Source organism: Kitasatospora sp. NPDC038210 (assembly GCF_055600605.1).
Map to the genome: position 1 here is coordinate 272,035 of NZ_JBVJYK010000005.1, position 21,572 is coordinate 293,606.

General features: G+C 71.7%; 16 protein-coding genes. 12 read left to right on the forward strand and 4 right to left on the reverse strand.

Annotation, left to right across the window (positions count from 1 at the left end):
• Positions 1–72 precede the first annotated feature (72 nt).
• The 12 genes from trpC (at position 73) to ACZ7KX_RS12945 (ending at position 16,717) form a co-directional block, all read left to right on the forward strand.
• Complete coding sequence (gene trpC / locus ACZ7KX_RS12890; protein WP_470326472.1) at positions 73–879, forward strand: indole-3-glycerol phosphate synthase TrpC; 807 nt, start codon at positions 73–75, stop codon at positions 877–879.
• A 9-nt stretch (positions 880–888) separates the two neighbouring features.
• Positions 889–1,038, forward strand: a complete 150-nt coding sequence (gene trpM / locus ACZ7KX_RS12895; RefSeq protein ID WP_396547533.1) for a tryptophan biosynthesis modulator TrpM — start codon at positions 889–891, stop codon at positions 1,036–1,038.
• 49 nt (positions 1,039–1,087) lie between these two features.
• Complete coding sequence (gene trpB / locus ACZ7KX_RS12900) at positions 1,088–2,338, forward strand: tryptophan synthase subunit beta (protein WP_470326473.1); 1,251 nt, start codon at positions 1,088–1,090, stop codon at positions 2,336–2,338.
• 2 nt (positions 2,339–2,340) lie between these two features.
• Positions 2,341–3,153, forward strand: a complete 813-nt coding sequence (gene trpA / locus ACZ7KX_RS12905; protein WP_470326474.1) for a tryptophan synthase subunit alpha — start codon at positions 2,341–2,343, stop codon at positions 3,151–3,153.
• 632 nt (positions 3,154–3,785) lie between these two features.
• Positions 3,786–4,304: a MauE/DoxX family redox-associated membrane protein gene (locus ACZ7KX_RS12910; RefSeq protein ID WP_470326475.1), complete on the forward strand. Its 519-nt coding sequence runs from the start codon at positions 3,786–3,788 to the stop codon at positions 4,302–4,304.
• A gap of 76 nt (positions 4,305–4,380) precedes the next feature.
• Positions 4,381–5,244 carry a DsbA family protein gene (locus ACZ7KX_RS12915; protein WP_470326476.1) on the forward strand — a complete coding sequence of 288 codons (864 nt, stop codon included), beginning with the start codon at positions 4,381–4,383 and terminating at the stop codon, positions 5,242–5,244.
• A 121-nt stretch (positions 5,245–5,365) separates the two neighbouring features.
• The gene (gene lgt / locus ACZ7KX_RS12920) at positions 5,366–6,427 is read left to right on the forward strand and encodes a prolipoprotein diacylglyceryl transferase (protein WP_470326477.1); all 1,062 of its coding nucleotides are present in this window, start codon (positions 5,366–5,368) and stop codon (positions 6,425–6,427) included.
• A 148-nt stretch (positions 6,428–6,575) separates the two neighbouring features.
• Positions 6,576–7,313 (forward strand): VIT1/CCC1 transporter family protein, encoded by a 738-nt coding sequence (locus ACZ7KX_RS12925; protein ID WP_350523523.1) that lies wholly within the window; start codon positions 6,576–6,578, stop codon positions 7,311–7,313.
• Between the two features lie 455 nt (positions 7,314–7,768).
• A complete protein-coding gene (gene gltB / locus ACZ7KX_RS12930; RefSeq protein WP_470326682.1) occupies positions 7,769–12,370 on the forward strand; it encodes a glutamate synthase large subunit in 4,602 nt (1,533 codons plus the stop codon).
• Positions 12,363–13,823, forward strand: a complete 1,461-nt coding sequence (locus tag ACZ7KX_RS12935) for a glutamate synthase subunit beta (protein ID WP_470326478.1) — start codon at positions 12,363–12,365, stop codon at positions 13,821–13,823. Before gltB ends, ACZ7KX_RS12935 begins: the two co-directional genes overlap by 8 nt.
• Before the next feature lie 520 nt (positions 13,824–14,343).
• On the forward strand, positions 14,344–15,210 hold the full coding sequence (locus tag ACZ7KX_RS12940) for a helix-turn-helix domain-containing protein (protein ID WP_350523525.1): 867 nt from the start codon (positions 14,344–14,346) through the stop codon (positions 15,208–15,210).
• A 49-nt stretch (positions 15,211–15,259) separates the two neighbouring features.
• Positions 15,260–16,717, forward strand: coding sequence for an aldehyde dehydrogenase family protein (locus ACZ7KX_RS12945; protein WP_470326683.1), 1,458 nt, complete (start codon positions 15,260–15,262; stop codon positions 16,715–16,717).
• Positions 16,718–16,824: 107 nt separating this feature from the next.
• On the opposite strand, the gene ACZ7KX_RS12950 is transcribed toward ACZ7KX_RS12945, so the two are convergent.
• From ACZ7KX_RS12950 to ACZ7KX_RS12965, 4 genes are all read right to left on the reverse strand, one after another.
• Positions 16,825–17,769, reverse strand: coding sequence for an AraC family transcriptional regulator (locus tag ACZ7KX_RS12950; protein WP_470326479.1), 945 nt, complete (start codon positions 17,767–17,769; stop codon positions 16,825–16,827).
• A 78-nt stretch (positions 17,770–17,847) separates the two neighbouring features.
• Entirely contained in the window at positions 17,848–18,774 is a 927-nt protein-coding gene (locus ACZ7KX_RS12955; protein ID WP_470326480.1) for an NADP-dependent oxidoreductase, read from the reverse strand.
• A gap of 138 nt (positions 18,775–18,912) precedes the next feature.
• Entirely contained in the window at positions 18,913–19,482 is a 570-nt protein-coding gene (locus ACZ7KX_RS12960) for a Uma2 family endonuclease (RefSeq protein WP_470326481.1), read from the reverse strand.
• 85 nt (positions 19,483–19,567) lie between these two features.
• A complete protein-coding gene (locus tag ACZ7KX_RS12965) occupies positions 19,568–21,400 on the reverse strand; it encodes a bifunctional metallophosphatase/5'-nucleotidase (protein ID WP_470326482.1) in 1,833 nt (610 codons plus the stop codon).
• Between the last annotated feature and the right edge of the window lie 172 nt (positions 21,401–21,572).

The window sequence follows — 21,572 nt, forward strand, 5'->3', positions numbered from 1 at the left end:
ATCGAAGAGCCGGCGGGTCACCGCCCGCCCGGCTCTCGCTGGCCAACTGGCAGAAACGATGGGGGCTCCTGAGTGAGTGTGCTCGACTCGATCATCGAAGGGGTCCGCGAGGACCTCGCCGAGCGGCAGGCCCGGGTCTCCCTGGACGAGCTGAAGGAGCGCGCCGCCAGGGCCCCGGAGGCCAAGGACGGCGTCGCCGCCCTCAAGGGCGACGGGGTCCGGGTGATCTGCGAGGTCAAGCGTTCCAGCCCGTCCAAGGGCGCCCTTGCCTCGATCGCCGATCCGGCCGCCCTGGCGCGCGACTACGCGGCCGGCGGTGCCGCCGCGATCAGCGTGCTGACGGAGCAGCGCCGCTTCGGCGGGTCGCTGGCCGACCTGGACGCCGTCCGCGCCGCGGTGGACACCCCGCTGCTGCGCAAGGACTTCATCGTCACCGCCTACCAGCTGTGGGAGGCCCGCGCGCACGGCGCCGACCTCGCGCTGCTGATCGTCGCGGCCCTCGACCAGTCGGCCCTGGTGTCGCTGATCGAGCGCGCCGAGTCGATCGGCCTCACCCCGCTGGTCGAGGTGCACGACGAGGAGGAGATCAAGCGCGCGGTGGACGCCGGGGCGCGGATCATCGGCGTCAACGCCCGCAACCTGAAGACCCTGGAGGTGGACCGCAACACCTTCGGGAACGTGGTCCACGCCATCCCGGACGGCATCGTGAAGATCGCCGAGTCCGGGGTCCGCGGCCCGCTGGACGTGATCAACTACGCCAACCTCGGCGCCGACGCGGTGCTGGTCGGCGAGTCCCTGGTGACCGGCAAGGACCCGCGCGCCGCGGTCGCCGACCTGGTCGCCGCGGGGGCCCACCCGGCCGTCCGGCACAAGGACTGACACAGCCCGATGAAGATCGCCGCCCGACTCGCCCCCGGTTGCCGCCCGCGCGGCTGCCGCGCGCCCGCACGCCGGGTGCTGGGGCGTCGGGTGCGGTACGTGATCGGCTGTGAGCCCGGGCAGGTGCCGGGACGGCGATGGCGCGTGACGCGCGGCTGACCCCAGCCGATCAGACGTCACTGTCGTCCCACTCCCCAAGGGAAACCACATGTCCGAGAAGGACTACCTGCCCGGTGCCCAGGTGCCGGACGCGCGCGGATACTTCGGCGCGTACGGCGGCCGCTTCATCCCCGAGGCGCTGGTCGCCGCGGTCGAGCAGGTCGCCGAGGAGTACGAGAAGGCCAAGAGCGACCCGGCCTTCGCCGCCGAGCTGGACGCGCTGCTCAAGGACTACACCGGGCGCCCGAGCCCGCTGACCGACGTGCACCGCTTCTCCGCCGAGGCGGGCGGCGCGCGCATCCTGCTCAAGCGCGAGGACCTCAACCACACCGGCTCGCACAAGATCAACAACGTGCTGGGTCAGGCCCTGCTCACCAAGCGGATGGGCAAGACCCGGATCATCGCCGAGACCGGCGCCGGCCAGCACGGCGTGGCCACCGCCACCGCCTGCGCGCTCTTCGGCTTCGACTGCACCATCTACATGGGCGAGGTCGACACCCAGCGCCAGGCGCTGAACGTCGCCCGGATGCGGATGCTCGGCGCCGAGGTCGTGGCCGTCAAGTCCGGCAGCCGCACCCTCAAGGACGCCATCAACGAGGCGTTCCGCGACTGGGTCGCCAACGTGGACTCCACCCACTACCTGTTCGGCACCGTCGCCGGGCCGCACCCGTTCCCGATGATGGTCCGCGACTTCCACCGGATCATCGGCGTCGAGGCGCGGCAGCAGGTGCTCGACCGCACCGGGCGGCTGCCCGACGCCGTGGTCGCCTGCGTCGGCGGCGGCTCCAACGCGATGGGCATCTTCCACGAGTTCATCCCGGACGCCGACGTGCGCCTGATCGGCTGCGAGGCGGCCGGCGAGGGCGCCGAGACCCCCCGGCACGCCGCCACCCTCACCAAGGGCGACCCGGGCGTGCTGCACGGCTCCCGCACCTACGTCCTCCAGGACGAGGACGGCCAGACCATCGAGTCGCACTCGATCTCGGCCGGCCTCGACTACCCGGGCGTCGGCCCGGAGCACGCCTGGCTGAAGGACACCGGCCGGGCCGAGTACCGCCCCGTCACCGACGACGCGGCGATGCAGGCGCTGCGGCTGCTGTCCCGCACCGAGGGCATCATCCCGGCCATCGAGAGCGCCCACGCCCTCGCCGGAGCCCTGGAACTCGGCCGCGAGCTCGGCCCGGACGCCACCATCCTGGTCTCCCTCTCCGGGCGCGGCGACAAGGACATGCACACCGCCGCCGAGTACTTCGGCCTGTACGACGAGCCGGGCGCCGGCAACGCCCAGGGGGGTAACTGACCATGGTTGCATCGAAGCTCAGCGGCGTCCTGGCGGCCGCCAAGGCCGAGGACCGCGCCGCACTGATCGGCTACCTGCCGGCCGGCTTCCCGACCGTCGACGGCGGCATCCGGGCGGTCAACGCCCTGATCGAGGGCGGCTGCGACGTGGTCGAGGTCGGCCTGCCGCACTCCGACCCGGTGCTGGACGGCGCCGTCATCCAGACCGCCGACGACATCGCGCTGCGCGGCGGCGTGCGCATCAAGGACGTGCTGCGCACCGTCCAGGAGGTCGCCTCCGCGCACCCCGACGCCGCGGTGCTGGTCATGACGTACTGGAACCCGGTCGACCGCTACGGCGTGGCGCGCTTCGCCGCCGACCTGGCGGCCGCGGGCGGGGCCGGCTGCATCCTGCCGGACCTCCCGGTGGAGGAGTCGGAGGAGTGGCGCAAGGCGGCGGACGAGCACGGGCTGGACACCGTGTTCGTGGTCGCCCCCAGCAGCAAGGACGCCCGGCTGGCCGAGGTCACCGCGGCGGGCAGCGGGTTCGTGTACGCGGCCGCGGTCATGGGCGTGACCGGCACCCGCTCGGCGGTCGGCTCGCTGGCCGAGGACCTCGTCGCGCGCACCCGGGCCACCACGGACCTGCCGGTCTGCGTCGGGCTCGGGGTCTCCGACGCCGCGCAGGCGGCGGAGGTCGCGCGGTTCGCCGACGGCGTGATCGTCGGCTCGGCGTTCGTGAAGCGGATCCTGGAGGCGGGCGACGACGAGGCGGCCGGGCTGGACGCCGTGCGGGGCCTGGCCGGGGAGCTGGCGGCGGGCGTGCGGAGGCGCTGACGCGCGGGTGGAAACGGTTGGCCGACGGCCCGCCACTCCTGGGGGAGTGGCGGGCCGTCGGGGTTCGGGGTGGGTGGGGGGCTGGGGGGAGCACTTTCGCTGGGGTGGTGGGGGTGTTCCCCTCGGTGGTGTGCGGGGGTGCTGGGGCGGCACCGAACGGGTGAACAGTGGGGGCGACACGCATCAGGCGGGGTTGACGGGCGTTGAGTGGAGGGACGAGTGCACGAACGAGGTGCACGGGGGAGCGGAGCGAGCGAAAGGGGTGAGCCGGTGCGGGGTTTTCATCGGGCCGTTCTGCTGCGGGCGGCGGCTGCTGCGCTGGCTCTGGGTGCTGCCGTCGTGGCGCACACCGAGGTGGGGCAGGCGTTGGCCAAGCGGGGGGCGGAGCGGGCGGAGCGGGACGCGGTCGCGTGTGCCGAGGCGGCTCGGTGGGACGCGGCCGAGCGGGCGGGGCACGGGCGGCCGGATCTGTTCGATCCGGGGCGGATGCCGGGGTGCCACTGACGTACGGGTGTTCGCCGGAATCGGACGGGCCGTCACTCTTCCGGCTTGATTCCTGAAAGGGGAGGAACCCCCCTTCCTTCCCTGCGGTTCGTCAGGAAGTGAACGAGTTTCCCGAGGGGGTTTCCCTGATGGCCGGCCCGGCAGCGCAGCCCGACGGCCCGGCCCCCGCGCCGTCGGAGCGGCGGCCTGTGCCGGCCTGGAGCGAGTGGGTCGGCCTGGCCGTACGGCTCGGACTCGCGGTGGTGTGGGGCTGGGCCGGGCTGGCCAAGATCGCCGACCCGGCGGAGGCGGCCCAGGCCGTCCGGGCTTACGAGATCCTGCCCGAGGGCCTGGTCAAGCCGATCGGCTACGGCCTGCCCTTCCTGGAGCTGGCGCTCGCGTTCCTGCTGGTGATCGGGCTCGGTGTCCGGCTGGTCGCCGGGGTCTCGGCGCTGCTGCTGCTCGTCTTCATCGCCGGGATCGCCTCCGCCTCGGCGCGCGGCATCTCGATCGACTGCGGCTGCTTCGGCGGCGGCGGGCACGTCGACGAGTCCCAGACCACGTACCTGCAGGAGATCCTGCGCGACACCGGGTTCCTGCTGCTGGCCGGGTGGCTGCTGTGGCGGCCCCGTACCCGGTTCTCGGTGGACCGCTGGCTGGCGACCTGACCCGCCGGCCCCGCCGCACCCCCGTCCCCGCCCACCCCGCACCCGACGAAGGCCCCCGACCGTGGATGTCAAGGCAATGAGCGAGAAGAACCGAGAAGGCAAGCGCACCGCCCGTGAGCGGATGCAGGAGCAGCGGGCGGCCGAGGAGTCCTCCGCCCGGCGCAGGAAGAAGCTGATCGCGGGCGGCGCCGTGCTCGCGGTGATCGCCGCCGCGGTGGTCGTCGGCGTCGTGGTGCAGAACGAGCGCTCCAAGCCGGAGACCCCGACCGCCGCCCCGGCCGGCACCATCGGCGACAAGAACCTCGTCATCCCGGTCGGTGCCGGTAACGCGCCCTCCGTCCTCACCGTCTACGAGGACCCGCGCTGCCCCGCCTGCGGCATGTTCGAGCGGGAGTTCTCCCCGACCGTCGACCAGCTGGAGGACGCCGGCAAGGTCTACACCAACTACCACATCGTGTCGTTCATCGACCGGGCCGTGCCGGGCAAGGGCTCCAAGACCGCCGCCAACGCGCTGGCCTGCGCCCAGGACGCCGGGCACTTCCGGGACTACCACGACGTGCTGTACCGCAACCAGCCGGAGGAGACCAACGACGCCTTCGGTGACAAGGCCGTCCTGCTGAACCTGGCGAAGCAGGTCAACGGTCTGGACACGCCCGAGTTCCAGGCCTGCGTCAACGACAACAAGTACGGCGGATGGGTGTCCTCGGTGCAGCAGGACTTCGACAAGTCCAGCTACAAGTCCACCCCGACGGTGCTGCTCAACGGCCAGCCGATCTACCCGAAGAACGGCAGCGAGGAGATCACCCCGGAGAACCTGGCGAAGTGGGTGGACGCCGCGAACCAGGGCAAGCAGCTCGGCACGGCGGGCTCGCACGGGCAGACCCCGGCGCCGACCAGTGCCGCTTCGGAGGCCAACAACCCGTCGCCGAACGCCGGCTGAACCCCCTGCCCGGCCCGCCGCCCCCTCCCCGTCCGGAGGGGGCGGCTTCCCCTGTTGTTCGGCTTCTGTGACCCCGGGGGTGTCCGACCCGGGCCATTGACCCTGTAGCGTCGGAACTGCCATGGATATCGCCTACATTCCCAGCCCGTCGCGGGGCGTCTGGAACCTCGGACCAGTCCCGCTGCGCGCCTACGCCTTCTGCATCATCCTCGGTGTCGTCGTCGCCGTCTGGCTCGGCAGCAAGCGCTGGGTCGCCCGGGGCGGTGCCAAACACACGGTCGGTGACATCGCCGTGTGGGCCGTGCCGTTCGGCCTGGTCGGCGGCCGCCTCTACCACGTGATCACCGATGGTGGCCGGCTGTACTTCGGTGAGGGGAAGAACCCCTGGAACGCCCTCAAGATCTGGGAGGGCGGCCTCGGCATCTGGGGCGCGATCGCGCTGGGCGCGGTCGGCGCCTGGATCGGTGCCCGCCGCCGGGGCGTGCCGCTGCCCGCCTACGCCGACGCCATCGCGCCGGGCATCGCGCTCGCGCAGGCGCTGGGCCGCTGGGGCAACTACTTCAACCAGGAGCTGTACGGCCGCGAGACCACGCTGCCGTGGGGCCTGAAGATCCACAAGGTGCTGCCGGACGGCACGGTCGTGCAGGGCGTCTACCACCCGACCTTCCTGTACGAGTCGCTCTGGTGCGTCGGTGTCGCGCTGCTGGTGATCTGGGCGGACCGCCGGTTCACGCTGGGCCACGGCCGGGCCTTCGCGCTGTACGTCGCCGCGTACACGGTGGGCCGGTTCTGGACCGAGTGGCTGCGGATCGACGAGGCGCACGTCTACTTCGGTCTGCGCCTGAACGACTGGGTGTCGATCGCGGTGTTCCTGTGCGCCGTGGCGTACCTGGTGATCGTCGGCAGGACGCGGCCCGGCCGGGAGGACCCGGCGACCATCGACCCGGCCGCGCACCTGGAGGCGGAGGGTGCCGAGGGCACGGCCGCGGCGAAGGCGGACGCCAAGGGCGCGGCGAAGGTCGCGGCGAAGGCGGATGCCAAGGCCGCGGAGAAGTCGGACGCCGACGCCGGGAAGAGCGGGGACGGGGCGAAGCCGTCCCGTTCCGTGGACGGAATGCCGGCCGCCGCACCCGCTGCGGTGGCCGCCGAAAAGGCCGACGAGGACGCCAAGAACCCGATCTGACCTGGGGCTTCCCCCGACCGGGGCCACCCTTCGCAGCGCTTGCGAAGGGTGGCCTCAGTCGTGTTCGGACAGCCTTACTTTGCTGGAAATGCGCAGGTCAGGAGGGCTACGTTCAGGGCGGACCAATGACGACGGAGGGGACAGGGACATGAGTGCGACCACGTTGGAACCCGAGGCCGGGCACCAGCCCCGGATACCCGCGGCCGGTCACCACCGGGACGTCAACGGCGGCTGGCTGCGGCCGGCCGTGTTCGGCGCGGTGGACGGCCTGGTGTCCAACTTCGCGCTGATGACCGGTGTGGTCGGCGGCGCGGTGTCCAACGGCACGGTGATCCTCACCGGCCTGGCGGGCCTGGCGGCCGGCGCCTGCTCGATGGCCGCGGGGGAGTACACCTCGGTGGCCTCGCAGCGGGAGCTGGTGCAGGCCGAGATCGAGGCCGAGCGGCTTGAGCTGAGCCGCAACCCGCACGGTGAGCTGGCCGAGCTGGCCCAGCTGTACGTCTCGCGCGGGGTGGATCCGGAGCTGGCCCACGAGGTGGCCCGGCAGCTGTCGGTCGACCCGGAACTGGCCCTGGAGGTGCACGCCCGCGAGGAGCTGGGCATCGACCCCACCGACCTGCCCTCGCCGCTGGTCGCGGCCGGGTCGTCGTTCCTGTGCTTCGCGCTCGGCGCGCTGCTGCCGCTGCTGCCGTACCTGCTGGGCGCGACCTCGCTGCTGCCCGCCCTGGTGCTGGCGGCGGCCGGGCTGTTCCTGTGCGGCGCGGTGGTGGCCCGGGTGACGGCCCGCAGCTGGTGGTTCAGCGGGCTGCGGCAGCTGGTGCTGGGCGGCGCGGCGGCCGGGGTGACCTACCTGCTCGGCTCGCTGATCGGCGGGCACGTGGGCTGAGGCCCGCCGGGCGGTCGTCGGGACCTGTGGGATGACCCAGAACTCTGCATGATTATGCCGGGCAATGCGTGACGTTTCACACATGGGCGTCGCGTCATGCCTGGCCTAGTCTCACCATCCGGGCCTCGGCGCCGCGGATTCGCATCCGTGGGCCGACTCCCGGAATGGATTCGCAGGCGGCCATGATCGGCCTCTGTGGCGATCCGGTTTCGCCCCTGTTTCAGGCCGGGGACCGTTGGGCACAATCGTCGGGACGTGCACTGTGGCACGTCCTTCTTCCCACACCCCCTGACCTGCGGCTCGTCCCGCCATGTGGACGGGATATTCCGCTTCTCGGGATCCTGGGCATCATGTAACTTGCACGACACCGCACCATCGCATCAGGGCCAACGTCGTCCCTACTTGCACCAACTTGCCGAAAGACGACGACGGGAGAGCCGATGCTGCCTGCATCCATGCACTCCGCCAACGAGCTCCAGGCCGGCGCCGCCCGCCAGCCGTACTCGCTCGTGCCGGATGCGCGACCTGCTGCTCAGGGCCTGTACGACCCGCGAAACGAGCACGACGCCTGTGGCGTCGGTTTCGTCGCCACGCTGACCGGCATCGCCGACCACACCATCGTCGAGCAGGCGTTGAACGTCCTGCGCAACCTGGAGCACCGCGGCGCCACCGGCGCCGAGCCGGACTCCGGTGACGGTGCGGGAATCCTGACCCAGATCCCCGACGCGTTCCTGCGCGGCCGCGTCGACTTCGAACTCCCGGCCGCCGGCGCCTACGCCGTCGGCATCGCCTTCCTGCCCGACGACGACGACCAGGACGCCGCCGCCGTCGCGCAGATCGAGGCCATCGCCGCCGACGAGGACCTCACCGTCCTCGGCTGGCGCGACGTCCCCGTCACCCCGGACCTGCTCGGCGCCACCGCGCGCAGCGTGATGCCTCGCTTCCGCCAGGTCTTCCTGAGCAAGGACGGCCTCGCCGGCATCGAGCTGGACCGGACCGCCTTCGTCGTCCGCAAGCGGGCCGAGCGCGAGGCCGGGGTCTACTTCCCGTCGCTGTCCGCGCGCACCATCGTCTACAAGGGCATGCTGACCACCGGCCAGCTGGAGCCCTTCTTCCCCGACCTCTCGGACCGCACCTACGCGTCCGCGATCGGCCTGGTGCACTCGCGCTTCTCCACCAACACCTTCCCGAGCTGGCCGCTCGCCCACCCGTACCGCTTCGTCGCGCACAACGGCGAGATCAACACGGTCAAGGGCAACCGCAACTGGATGCGCGCCCGCGAGTCCCAGCTCGTCACCGACCTCATCCCGGCCAACCGGAACGGGCAGGGCCTGGAGCGGATCTTCCCGATCTGCACCCCGGACCACTCGGACTCCGCCTCCTTCGACGAGGTCCTGGAACTGCTCCACCTCGGCGGCCGCTCGCTGCCGCACTCGGTGCTGATGATGATCCCGGAGGCGTGGGAGAACCACGCCACCATGGACCCGGCCCGCCGCGCCTTCTACCAGTACCACTCCAACCTCATGGAGCCCTGGGACGGCCCGGCCTGCGTCACCTTCACCGACGGCACCCAGATCGGCGCCGTGCTCGACCGCAACGGCCTGCGCCCGGCCCGCTACTGGATCACCGAGGACGGCCTGGTCGTCCTCTCCTCCGAGGTCGGCGTGCTCGACATCGACCAGGAGAAGGTCGCCAAGAAGGGCCGCCTGCAGCCCGGCCGGATGTTCCTGATCGACACCGCCGAGGGCCGCATCGTCGAGGACGAGGAGATCAAGTCCGCCCTCGCCGCCGAGCACCCCTACCAGGAATGGGTCGGCGCCGGGCAGATCCAGCTCGCCAAGCTGCCCGAGCGCGAGCACATCGCGCACACCCACGCCTCCGTCACCCGCCGCCAGCAGACCTTCGGCTACACCGAGGAGGAGCTGCGGGTCATCCTCGCGCCGATGGCCAAGACCGGCGCCGAAGCCCTCGGCTCGATGGGCACCGACTCGCCGATCGCCGCGCTCAGCGAGAAGCCGCGCCTGCTGTTCGACTACTTCGTGCAGCTCTTCGCGCAGGTCACCAACCCGCCGCTGGACGCCATCCGCGAGGAGCTCGTCACCTCGCTGCTCTCCAACCTCGGCCCCGAGGGCAACCTGCTGGCCGCCGAGGCCGCCTCCTGCCGCTCGGTCGGCATCACCTTCCCGGTGATCGACAACGACGAGCTGGCCAAGCTCGTCCACATCAACGCCGACGGCGACCAGCCCGGCCTCAAGGCCGTCACGCTCTCCGGCCTCTACAAGGTCTCCGGCGGCGGCGAGGGCCTGGCCTCCCGGCTCGCCGCGATCGCCGCCGAGGCCGACGCCGCGATCGCCGACGGCGCCCGGATCATCGTGCTCTCCGACCGCCACTCGGACGCCGAGCACGCCCCGATCCCCTCCCTGCTGCTCACCTCCGCGATCCACCACCACCTCATCCGCACCAAGCAGCGCACCCAGGTGTCGCTGCTGGTCGAGGCCGGCGACGTCCGCGAGGTGCACCACGTCGCGCTGCTGATCGGCTACGGCGCCGGCGCGGTCAACCCGTACCTGGCCATGGAGTCCGTCGAGGACCTCGTCGCCCAGGGCGTGTTCATCCAGGGCGTCGAGCCCGAGAAGGCCATCAAGAACCTGATCAAGGCGCTCGGCAAGGGCGTGCTCAAGGTCATGTCCAAGATGGGCATCTCCACCGTCGCCTCCTACCGCGGCGCCCAGGTCTTCGAGGCCATCGGCCTCTCCCAGGCCCTGGTCGACGGCTACTTCGCCGGCACCACCACCAAGCTCGGCGGCATCGGCCTGGACGAACTCGCCCGGGAGACCGCCGCCCGCCACGCCAAGGCGTACCCCGCCTCCGGCATCCCCGCCGCGCACCGCGCGCTGGAGATCGGCGGCGAGTACCAGTGGCGCCGCGAGGGCGAGCCGCACCTGTTCGACCCGGACACCGTCTTCCGGCTGCAGCACGCCACCCGCAACCGCCGGTACGACATCTTCAAGCAGTACACGGACCGGGTGAACGAGCAGTCCGCCCGCCTGATGACGCTGCGCGGCCTCTTCCGGCTGGACGGCCTCGACCGCGAGCCGATCCCGGTCGAGGACGTCGAGCCGGTCTCCGAGATCGTCAAGCGCTTCTCCACCGGCGCCATGTCGTACGGCTCGATCTCCCGCGAGGCGCACGAGACCCTCGCCATCGCGATGAACCGCCTCGGCGGCAAGTCCAACACCGGCGAGGGCGGCGAGGACCCGGACCGCCTGTACGACCCGGAGCGCCGCTCCGCGATCAAGCAGGTCGCCTCCGGCCGCTTCGGCGTCACCTCCGAGTACCTCGTCAACGCGGACGACATCCAGATCAAGATGGCCCAGGGCGCCAAGCCCGGCGAGGGCGGCCAGCTGCCCGGCCACAAGGTGTACCCGTGGGTCGCCAAGACCCGGCACTCGACCCCGGGTGTCGGCCTGATCTCCCCGCCGCCGCACCACGACATCTACTCGATCGAGGACCTGGCGCAGCTCATCCACGACCTCAAGAACGCCAACCCGGCGGCCCGCATCCACGTGAAGCTGGTCTCCGAAGTCGGCGTCGGAACGGTCGCGGCCGGAGTCTCCAAGGCCCACGCCGACGTCGTCCTGGTCTCCGGCCACGACGGCGGCACCGGCGCCTCCCCGCTGACCTCGCTCAAGCACGCCGGCGGCCCCTGGGAGCTCGGCCTCGCCGAGACCCAGCAGACCCTGCTGCTCAACGGGCTGCGCGACCGCATCGTCGTCCAGACCGACGGCCAGCTGAAGACCGGCCGCGACGTCGTCATCGCCGCGCTGCTCGGCGCCGAGGAGTTCGGCTTCGCCACCGCCCCGCTGGTCGTCTCCGGCTGCATCATGATGCGCGTCTGCCACCTGGACACCTGCCCGGTCGGCGTCGCCACCCAGAACCCGGTGCTGCGCGACCGGTTCTCCGGCAAGCCCGAGTTCGTCGTCAACTTCTTCGAGTTCATCGCCGAGGAGGTCCGGGAGATCCTGGCCTCCCTGGGCTTCCGCTCGATCGAGGAGGCCGTCGGCCACGCCGAGCACATCAACGCCCAGGCCGCGATCGACCACTGGAAGGCAGCCGGGCTCGACCTGGCCCCGCTCTTCCACGTGCCCGACCTGCCCGACGGCGCCGCCCGGCACTGCACCACCACCCAGGACCACGCGCTCGACAAGGCCCTGGACAACCAGCTCATCACGCTCGCCGAGGACGCCCTGGAGCGCGGCGACGCCGTCCGCATCCAGCTGCCGATCCGCAACGTCAACCGCACCGTCGGCACCATGCTCGGCCACGAGGTGACCAAGCGGTACCGCGGCGAGGGCCTGCCGGAGGGGACCATCGACGTCACCTTCACCGGCTCCGCCGGGCAGTCCTTCGGCGCCTTCGTGCCGCGCGGCGTCACGCTGCGGCTGGAGGGCGACGCCAACGACTACGTCGGCAAGGGCCTCTCCGGCGGCGTGGTCGTCGTCCGCCCGGCCCGCGAGGCCGCGGCCATCGGCAACGACGCCCAGAACCACGTCATCGCCGGCAACACCATCGGCTACGGCGCCACCAGCGGCCGGATCCACCTGCGCGGCAAGGCCGGCGAGCGCTTCGCCGTCCGCAACTCCGGTGCCACCCTGGTCGTCGAGGGCGTCGGCGACCACGGCCTGGAGTACATGACCGGCGGCCGCGTCGTCATCATCGGCGAGACCGGACGCAACCTCGCGGCCGGCATGTCCGGCGGCATCGCGTACGTCCTGGACCTGCGCCCCGCGAACGTCAACGACGGCATGGTGGGCATCGAGGCCCCCACCGCCGACGACCGCGACTGGCTGCGCGAGACCGTGCAGCTGCACTACGAGGAGACCGGCTCCACCGTCGCCGCCGAACTCCTGGCCGACTGGGGCAGCGGCGTCTCCCGCTTCTCCAAGATCATGCCGACCGACTACAAGGCAGTGCTCGCCGCCAAGGACGCCGCTGAGCGCGATGGCCTCTCCGAGGCCGAGACCACTCGCAAGATGATGGAGGCGGCTAATGGCTGACCCCAAGGGCTTCCTGACCACGCCCAAGCAGCTGGCCGAGCGCCGTCCCGTGGACGTCCGTCTGCGGGACTGGAACGAGGTCTACGTCGAGCGCAGCCTCCTGCCGATCATCACCAAGCAGGCCGGCCGCTGCATGGACTGCGGCATCCCGTTCTGCCACAACGGCTGCCCGCTCGGGAACCTCATCCCCGAGTGGAACGACCTCGCCTTCCGGGACGACTGGACCGGCGCGATCGAGCGCCTGCACGCCACCAACAACTTCCCGGAGTTCACCGGGCGGCTCTGCCCGGCGCCCTGCGAGTCGGCCTGCGTGCTCGGCATCAACCAGGACGCGGTGACCATCAAGAACGTCGAGGTCACCATCATCGACAAGGCCTGGGACCGCGGCGGCGTCACCCCGCAGGTGCCGGAGCGCCTCTCCGGCAAGACCGTCGCCGTCGTCGGCTCCGGCCCGGCCGGCCTCGCCGCCGCCCAGCAGCTCACCCGCGCCGGACACACCGTCGTGGTGTACGAGCGGGCCGACCGCATCGGCGGACTGCTGCGCTACGGCATCCCCGAGTTCAAGATGGAGAAGCGCCACATCAACCGCCGCATCGAGCAGATGCGCGCGGAGGGCACCCGCTTCCGCACCGGCGTGCACGTCGGCGAGGACATCACCGGGCAGCAGCTGCGCGAGCGCTTCGACGCCGTCGTCGTCGCCGCCGGCGCCACCACCGCCCGCGACCTGCCGGTGCCCGGACGCGAGCTCAAGGGCGTCCACCAGGCCATGGAGTACCTGCCGCTGGCCAACAAGGTGCAGGAGGGCGACTTCGTCGAGTCCCCGATCAGCGCCAAGGGCAAGCACGTCGTGGTCATCGGCGGCGGCGACACCGGCGCGGACTGCGTCGGCACCGCCCACCGGCAGGGGGCGGCCTCCGTCACCCAGCTGGAGATCATGCCGCGGCCCGGCGAGGAGCGGCCCGGGCACCAGCCGTGGCCGACCATGCCGATGACCTACAAGGTCACCTCCGCCCACGAGGAGGGCGGCGAGCGGATCTACTCCGTCAACACCACCCGCTTCGCGGGCGACGAGGACGGCAACGTCCAGGAACTCCACCTCGTCGAGGTGGAGTTCAAGGACGGCCGGTTCGAGCCCGTGCCGGGCACCGAGCGGGCCATCCCGGCGCAGCTGGTCACCCTCGCCATGGGCTTCACCGGCACCGACGTGCGGAACGGGCTGGTCGAGCAGCTGGGAGCCGACCTCGACGCGCGGGGTAACATTGCCCGCGACGGCCGGTTCGCCACCAATGTCGATGGCGTGTACGTCTGCGGAGACGCCGGCCGAGGCCAGTCGCTGATCGTCTGGGCCATCGCGGAAGGCCGTTCGGCCGCCGCCGCGGTGGACGCGTACCTGGGCGGCAAGACCCCGCTTCCCGCCCCGATCCGACCCACGGACCGCCCCCTGGTGGTCTGACGGTCCGACCGGCCCCCGAACCCCCGGCGCCGCATCGCCGGGAGCTCAACCCGCTGCCCCCGCCAGCGTCGCCGGGCCAACGCGGTCTCCTGGCGCCTGCCCTCTTCCCCGACCAGTTGGAGGGCGGGCGCCGTCGCGTTCTCCGGGGCGCTTTCCGGGGCGTTCCCCGGGGCCGTTCCCCGGGCGTTTCTCCGGGGCGTTCTCCGGGCGGCGCCGAAAGCCCCGAGGCACCGGGAGCTGCCGCCGGGCCGCGCACGGGCACCCCGGGCACCTCCCGGCAGCGCGAGCCCGCGAACGGGCGCAGACGGGTTCCCACCGGGGCGCACGGGGAAGGGCCTCACCCGCGGGGGCGCACCACCGGCGTGACACTCCTCCGTGCACCGAGGGTCGGCTCACAGCGGAACCACAGGCTTCTCACAGCAGGCGGAAAGCCTCCCGGCACGGGCTGTTGTTCGTCGGTGCCAGGTGGCAGACTGCCGCCGACGGCCGGGGGGCTGCGCGAGTGCGGAGGTTGACTTCGATGGGCACGACTCAGGCAGGCGGAGGCGCGACGGTACGGCGTCTGCTGCTCGGGACCCAGCTGCGCAAGCTCCGCGAGGCCAGAGGAGTCAGCCGGGAGGAAGCCGGCTACTCGATCCGCGCCTCGGAGTCCAAGATCAGCCGGATGGAACTCGGCCGCGTCGGCTTCAAGGAACGCGACGTCGCCGACCTGCTGACCCTCTACGGCGTCGAGGCCGAACAGGAACGCGCCACCGTCCTCGGACTCCTCCGCGACGCCAACGCCAACTCCTGGTGGCACGAGTACGGCGACGTCCTGCCCGGCTGGTTCCAGAACTACCTCGGACTGGAGGAGGCCGCCGCCGAGATCCGCAGCTACGAGGTCCAGTTCGTCCACGGCCTGCTGCAGACCGCCGACTACGCCCGGGCCGTCGTCACCGCCGGCTGCCACGACCACGGCGCCGAGGAGATCGAGCGCCGGGTCGACGTCCGGCTCAAGCGCCAGGCACTGCTCACCGACGAACGCGCACCGCAGCTCGTCGCCGTGCTGGACGAGGCGGCGCTGCGCCGCCCCTGGGGCGGGTCCGAGCTGATGCGGAGCCAGCTGGACCGGCTGCTGGAGCTCGCCGAACTGCCCAACGTACGGCTGCAGGTGCTGCCGTTCGGCAACGCCGGGCTGTCGGCGGAGAGCGGCGCCTTCACGGTGCTCGGCTTCGCCGAGCCGGAGCTCTCCGACGTCGTCTACCTGGAGCAGTTCACCACCGCGCTCTACCTCGACAAGCCCGCCGAGGTCGCCGAGTACCGCCACGCGATGGACGACCTCGTCGCCGACAGCCTGGACCCGACACGGACCCGCGACCTGCTGCACGCGGTACGCCAGGAGCTTTGACACATCAGTACGATGATGTTCCATCAGGTCGGTGCATGAGAGGGAACAGATGTCGTACTTCTCCGAGTTGGCGCTGCAGTACATCGACGGCGAGTGGTGCACCGGCAACGGCTCCTGGGACATCGTCGACGTCGACCCCTACACCGGGGACAAGCTCGCCACCATCACCGTCGCCACCGTCGCCGAGGTCGACCGGGCCTACCGCGCCGCCGAGCGCGCCCAGAAGGGGTGGGCCGCCACCAACCCCTACCGGCGCCGACTGGTCTTCGAACGCGCGCTGCACCTGCTGGAGGAGCGCGAGCCCGAGATCGTCGCGGCGATCACGGCCGAACTCGGCGGCACCGCGCTCAAGGCGGGCTTCGAACTCTCCCTGGTCAAGGACGTGCTGCGGGAGTGCCTGCACCTGTCCGTGGCCGCCGAGGGCCGGCTGCTGCCCTCGCCCGCCCCGGGCAAGGAGAACCGGCTCTACCGGCTGCCGGTCGGCGTCGTCGGCGTGATCAGCCCGTTCAACTTCCCGCTGTTCCTGGCGCTCAAGGCGGTCGCCCCGGCGCTCGCCCTCGGCAACGGCGTGGTGCTCAAGCCCCACCAGGAGACCCCGGTGGTCGGCGGCGGCCTGATCGCGAAGCTCTTCGAGGACGCCGGCCTGCCGCCCGGCCTGCTGAACGTCGTGATCACCGACATCGCCGAGATCGGCGACAGCTTCATCGAGCACCCGGTGCCCAAGGTGATCTCCTTCACCGGCTCCGACAAGGTCGGCCGGCACGTCGGGACCGTCGCCGCCGCGAACTTCAAGCGCTCCGTCCTGGAACTCGGCGGCAACAGCGCGCTGATCGTGCTGGACGACGCCGACGTCGACTACGCCGTGGACGCGGCCGTGTTCAGCCGCTTCGTCCACCAGGGCCAGGTCTGCATGTCCGCCAACCGCGTGCTGGTGGACCGCGCCGTCGAGGCCGAGTTCACCGAGAAGTTCGTCGCCAAGGTCGCCTCGCTCACCGTCGGCGACCCCAAGGACCCGACCACCCACATCGGCCCGCTGATCAACCCCGTCCAGGCCGACGCCCTCTCCGCCCAGATCGACCAGGCGCTCGCCGCCGGCGCCACCGCACTGCTGCGCGGCGCCACCACCGGCAGCCTGATGGCGCCGACCGTGCTCACCGGCCTCGCCGAGGACGCGCCGATCCTGCAGCGCGAACTGTTCGGCCCGGTCGTGCTGCTGGTGCCCTTCGACGGCGAGGACGAGGCCGTCCGGATCGCCAACGACACGCCGTTCGGGCTCAGCGGCGCCGTGCACACCGCCGACGTCGAGCGCGGGGTGCGGCTCGCCCAGCGGATCGAGACCGGCATGGTCCACGTCAACGGCGGGACCATCGCGGACGAGCCGGGCGTGCCGTTCGGCGGGGAGAAGAACTCCGGCGTCGGGCGGCTCAACGGGGAGGCGACGGTGGACGCCTTCACCACGGTGAAGTGGATCTCGGTGCAGCACGGGCGGGCGGTGTTCCCGTTCTGACCGGCGGTCGGGGCTGACCGGTGTTCGGGGTCGGCCGGCGTGCGGCGCTGACTGGCGCGGGGCTGGCGTTCGGCACCGGGTGGGCGCCCGGCTCCGGCCGCGGGCCCCTACGCGGCGCGGGCCTCCCGGCGGTAACCGCCGGGGGCCAGGCCGAACTCCCGCTTGAACGCCTTCGCGAAGGCGTACTCCGAGCCGTAGCCGGTCTGCGCCGCGACCGAGGTCAGCGGCGCCTCCGACTCGCGCAGCAGCCGGGCCGCCGTGGTCATCCGCCAACGGGTCAGGTACGCCATCGGCGGCTCGCCCACCATCGTGGTGAAGCGGCGGGCGAAGGCGGCCCGGGACAGGCCCGCGCGGTCCGCCAGCGACTCCACCGTCCACGGGGTGGCCGGCGCCTCGTGCATCGCGGTCAGGGCCGGCGCGACGGCGGCGTCCCGCAGCGCCGCCGCCCAGCCGGCGGCCGTCGCGGCGGGCTGGTCCTCGAACCAGGCCCGCAGGATGTACAGCAGCAGCGAGTCGATCAGCGCCGGGACGATGCCGGTCGAGCCGATCCGCGGGTTCTCCAGCTCGATGCCCAGCAGCTGGACGGCGGCTGCCAGTTCGGGGTGGCGGCCGTGCCGGGTCGGCAGGTGGATCAGGGCCGGCAGCTGGCGGACCATCGGGTGCGGGCGGCCCTGGTCCAGGTGGTAGTTGCCGCACAGCAGGCTGGTGCGGGCGCCCCCGCCGCCCAGGGTGAGGGTGCCGATCGGCGGGGCGGAGTCCTTCACGCAGTCCCGGGCGTCCACCGCCGGGGTGTCCGGGTGGTCGGCCAGGACGTGGCCGCCGCCGTCCCGCAGGAAGACGACGTCGCCCGGGCTGAGCGCGATCGGCTCCTGCCGCCCGGAGCCGTCCCCGGTGCCCAGCGGGATCAGCCAGCAGGTGCCGTACAGCACCACGTGGAATCCGGCGCCGAGCACCGGGGGCAGGCGCAGGGCCCACGGGGCGCGGCCCTCGGTGCGGGCGGAGGACGGGTAGGCCGTCCGCATCGAGCCCAGTGCCTCGGTCAGGATGTCCAACGCCCGTCCCCCTTGGGTGCTTTCACCGGCGGTCCTCGACGGACCCGGCCGTCCGCGGTCGAGTGTGCGGCCGAGCCCTCAGTCGACCGTCAGGACGACCTTGCCCTGGACGCTACCGGAGCCCACCAGCTCGTGCGCCCGGCCGGCCTCGGCCAGCGGGAGGGCCTGCGCGACGTGCGGACGGATCCGGCCCTCGTCCACCAGGGCGGCGATCGCCTCCAGCGCGGCGTAGTCGGGCTCGACGGAGACGCCCGCGAAGTGCCGCCCGGCGGCCTCGACGGCCGCGGCCAGCTCCCGGTCGCGGTGCTCCATGATGCTCACCAGGTAGCCGCCGGGCTTCAGCACCTCCAGCGCGCGGGTGTTCTCGGAGGAGGAGTCGAAGACGACGTCGACGTCCTTCACCGCGCGGGTGTAGTCGGTGGTGCGGTAGTCGATGACCTCGTCGGCACCGATCTCCTTGAGGAACCCGTGCTTGGGCTCGCTCGCCAGCGCGATCACGTACGCCCCGCGGGCCTTGGCGATCTGCACGGCGAAGTGGCCGACGCCGCCCGCCGCCCGGTGGATCAGCACCCGCTGCCCCTCGCTGACGCCCGCCGCGTCCACCAGACCCTGCCAGGCGGTCAGCGCGGCCAGCGGAAGCGCGGCGGCCTGCACGTGGTCGATCGAGGCGGGCTTGCGGGCCAGCTGGCGGGACGGCGCGGCGACGTACTCGGCGTAGGCGTTCGCGGCGCGGGGGAAGAACGGCATCCCGAACACCTCCTCGCCCACCCGGTACCGGGCGCCGGGCGCGGCCTCCTCGACCACCCCGGAGACGTCCCAGCCCACCGTGAACGGCGGCGCGCCCAGCAGCGGGAACATGCCCGCCCGCACGGCCACGTCCACCGGGTTCACCCCGGCCGCCTTCACCCGCACCAGCACCTCGCCGCTCAGCAGCTGCGGACGCTCCACCTCGGCGACCTCCAGGACCTCCGGCCCGCCGACCTCCCGCTGCACCACCGCACGCATCGCACTCACTCCCTGCCCGGTCAACACCGGCCCCCCGTGGGGCCGTTCTCGATGTGCTCAACGATAGGAAGGGCAGGCGAGCGGATGAATATCCTCCAGTCTTCGCTGGATGTCCGATCGTCTCGCCGGGTGAGCGGCTCAGGCCGGGTAGTGGAGCAGGCTGTCGGTGGCCAGCTCGAAGTCGAAGGGGGCGGGAATCGGCACGCGGTCGCCGAACTTGCCGGTCCACTGCTGGTGGTAGCCGGTGGGGGAGGGCTCGGAGTAGAGGCTGATGTTGCCGTTGCGCGGGTCGATCACCAGGTACAGCGGGATGTCCATCAGCGGGTAGTCGCGGACCTTGCCGACCAGGTCGTTCTCGGGGTTGGACGGGGAGACGATCTCCACCGCGATGGCGGCCTGTTCGGCGGGTGCCTCGTTCCCGCCGGATTCGAGGAGGGAGAGCGGGACGTAGGTGAGGTCGGGGTTGCGCAACTTGCCGACATTGGGTGAGGCGAGGTCGGTGTTCTCGCTCGCCATCATGTCGGCGGGTTCGTGTGCTTCGAACTGCCTGCGGACGAGCAGGAGGTTGCGCTGATGGATGACGGAAGGCCCGGCCATCATGATGATCTCGTCGCCGGAGATCTCGATCTTCCACCCGGCCGGGGGCGTCAGGCTCTGCGCGTACGCCAGCAGCCGGGCGTGGCGCTCGGGGATCTGGAACTCGCTCATGGCGCCATTGTTCCACCGCGCGCATGTGGCGGGGCGCCGCCGGGCGGACGGGCCCGGCGGCGCCCCGGAGCGGCGGTGGTGCCGGTCAGAAGACCGGCTGTCCGGCGCGGACCAGGCGCCAGGAGTCGGTGAAGAAGTCGGCGGGGTCGATGACGCCCTTGGCCTTCACCCAGGCGATCATGGTGTTGCGGATCTCGTCGGAGTTCGACCAGACCAGCTTGGCGTTGGCGACGTGCGGGAAGTTGCCGCCGCCGTTGGCGCGGTAGTTGTTGACGGCCAGGACGAACTGGGCGGCGGGGTCGATCGGCTTGCCCTGGAACGACAGGTTGACGATCCGCGAGCCCTTCGGCTGGGCGACGTCGATGTCGTAGGTCAGGCCGTAGACCGAGTCGTAGTTGTAGTCCGGGGTGGCCTCGGCGCCGGTCAGGGCGTCCTTGTCGACCGGCGCGCCCGGGGCGAGCTGGTTGTAGTACTTCGCCGAGAACTCCAGGTAGTCCTTGAGCTGGGCGCCCGTCAGGATGCGGGCCTCCAGGGTGTTCTCGTAGATGTAGAGGCCGGCGGCGTCGCGCAGCTTGACCTGGCCCGAGGGGATCAGGGCGGTGCGGTTGAACGGGGCGGCCTGGGCCAGCACCGGGAGGTTGGCGTACTGCCCGCCGGCCAGCGCGGCCTTGACGGCGTCCGCCTGGACCTTGCCGATCAGGTCGATGATCGGGGTGGCCTTGAAGCGGGACTCGGCGATCGACAGCTCGATCTTGCTGGTGCCGATGTTCTGGTTGACGTACGCGACGACCTTCTTGTGCTGGTCGGTGATCGCGTTGGTGATCTCCGGGTTCTCCGGCACGGTGTTGGAGTTCAGCACCCGCGAGGAGACCGAGGTGACCTTCCAGGCGCCGTCGGCGAACTCGACCTCGAAGTCGAAGCAGCTCAGGCGCTGGCCCCAGCAGAGCGGCTCGGACAGCACGACCGTCCTGCCGGTCTTCTTGTTGACGATCAGGCGCTGCGCGACCTCCTTGTGGGTGTGCCCCACCAGGACCGCGTCGATGTCCGGGACGGTCTCCGCCATCTCGCCGGAGGCGTCCTCGGGCCAGGGCAGCTGGTCGCCGTAGGTGGTCGCCTCGTCGATGCCGGAGTGGGCCGAGACGACGATGACGTCCGCGCCCGCCGCCTTCATCCGCGGCACGTACTTGGCGGCGGTCTCCACGATGCCCGGGAAGACCATCTTGCCGCTGACGTTGGCCTTGTCCCAGATCGCGATGCCCGGGTTGGTGAGGCCGAGGATGCCGACCTTCAGCGGCTTGCCCTCGCCGAGGTGCATCTCCTTGATCACGTACGGCGGGAAGGCCGGCTTCTCGTTCTTCGCGTGCAGCGCGTTGGCGCCCAGCAGCGGGAACTCCAGCTGGTCCTCGAAGGCCTTCACGGTCGGGATGCCGTAGTTGAACTCATGGTTGCCGAGCGCGGCGGCGTCGTACTCCATGAGGTTCATGGCGACGGCCATCGGGTGGTCCGGGACGGTGTCGCCGTCGGTGGCGATCGGCTCGATCCGGGCGTAGTAGTAGGTCAGCTGGGTGCCCTGGATGATGTCACCGGAGTCGATCAGCAGGCAGCGGTTCCAGCCCTTCTCCTCGCGCACCTGGTTGGCCAGGGTGGAGATCTTGGCGAGGCCGACCGCGTTGTGCGCCTTGTCGACGTACTCGGCGTCGGTGAAGTAGTCCCAGTTCAGCACCCGGCCGTGCAGGTCGGTGGTGCCCATGACGGTGAAGGCCTGCTTGCGCGGCTTGCGCTGGCCCTTGGCGGCCGCCGTGTCCGGCTCGGCGGCCGCGGCGGAGGGGGCGGCGGCCACGGCGGCACCGCCGACGAGGGCGGCGCCGGCGGCGGTGGCGGCGGACCGGGTGACGAAGTCACGGCGGTTCAGGGGCATGGACGACTCTCCCGAGTGGGGCGACGGCAGATTGACCGTCAACTTGGCTGCGTGAGTGGGTGTGCGTTCACGTGTCGGCGCGTCAATGCGTCGACGCGCGTAGAGGGACGCGCGTAGAAGTGTGCCGTGCGGGCCGGGTCACTGGATAGCCCCCGGACCTGTCCAAGAGGTG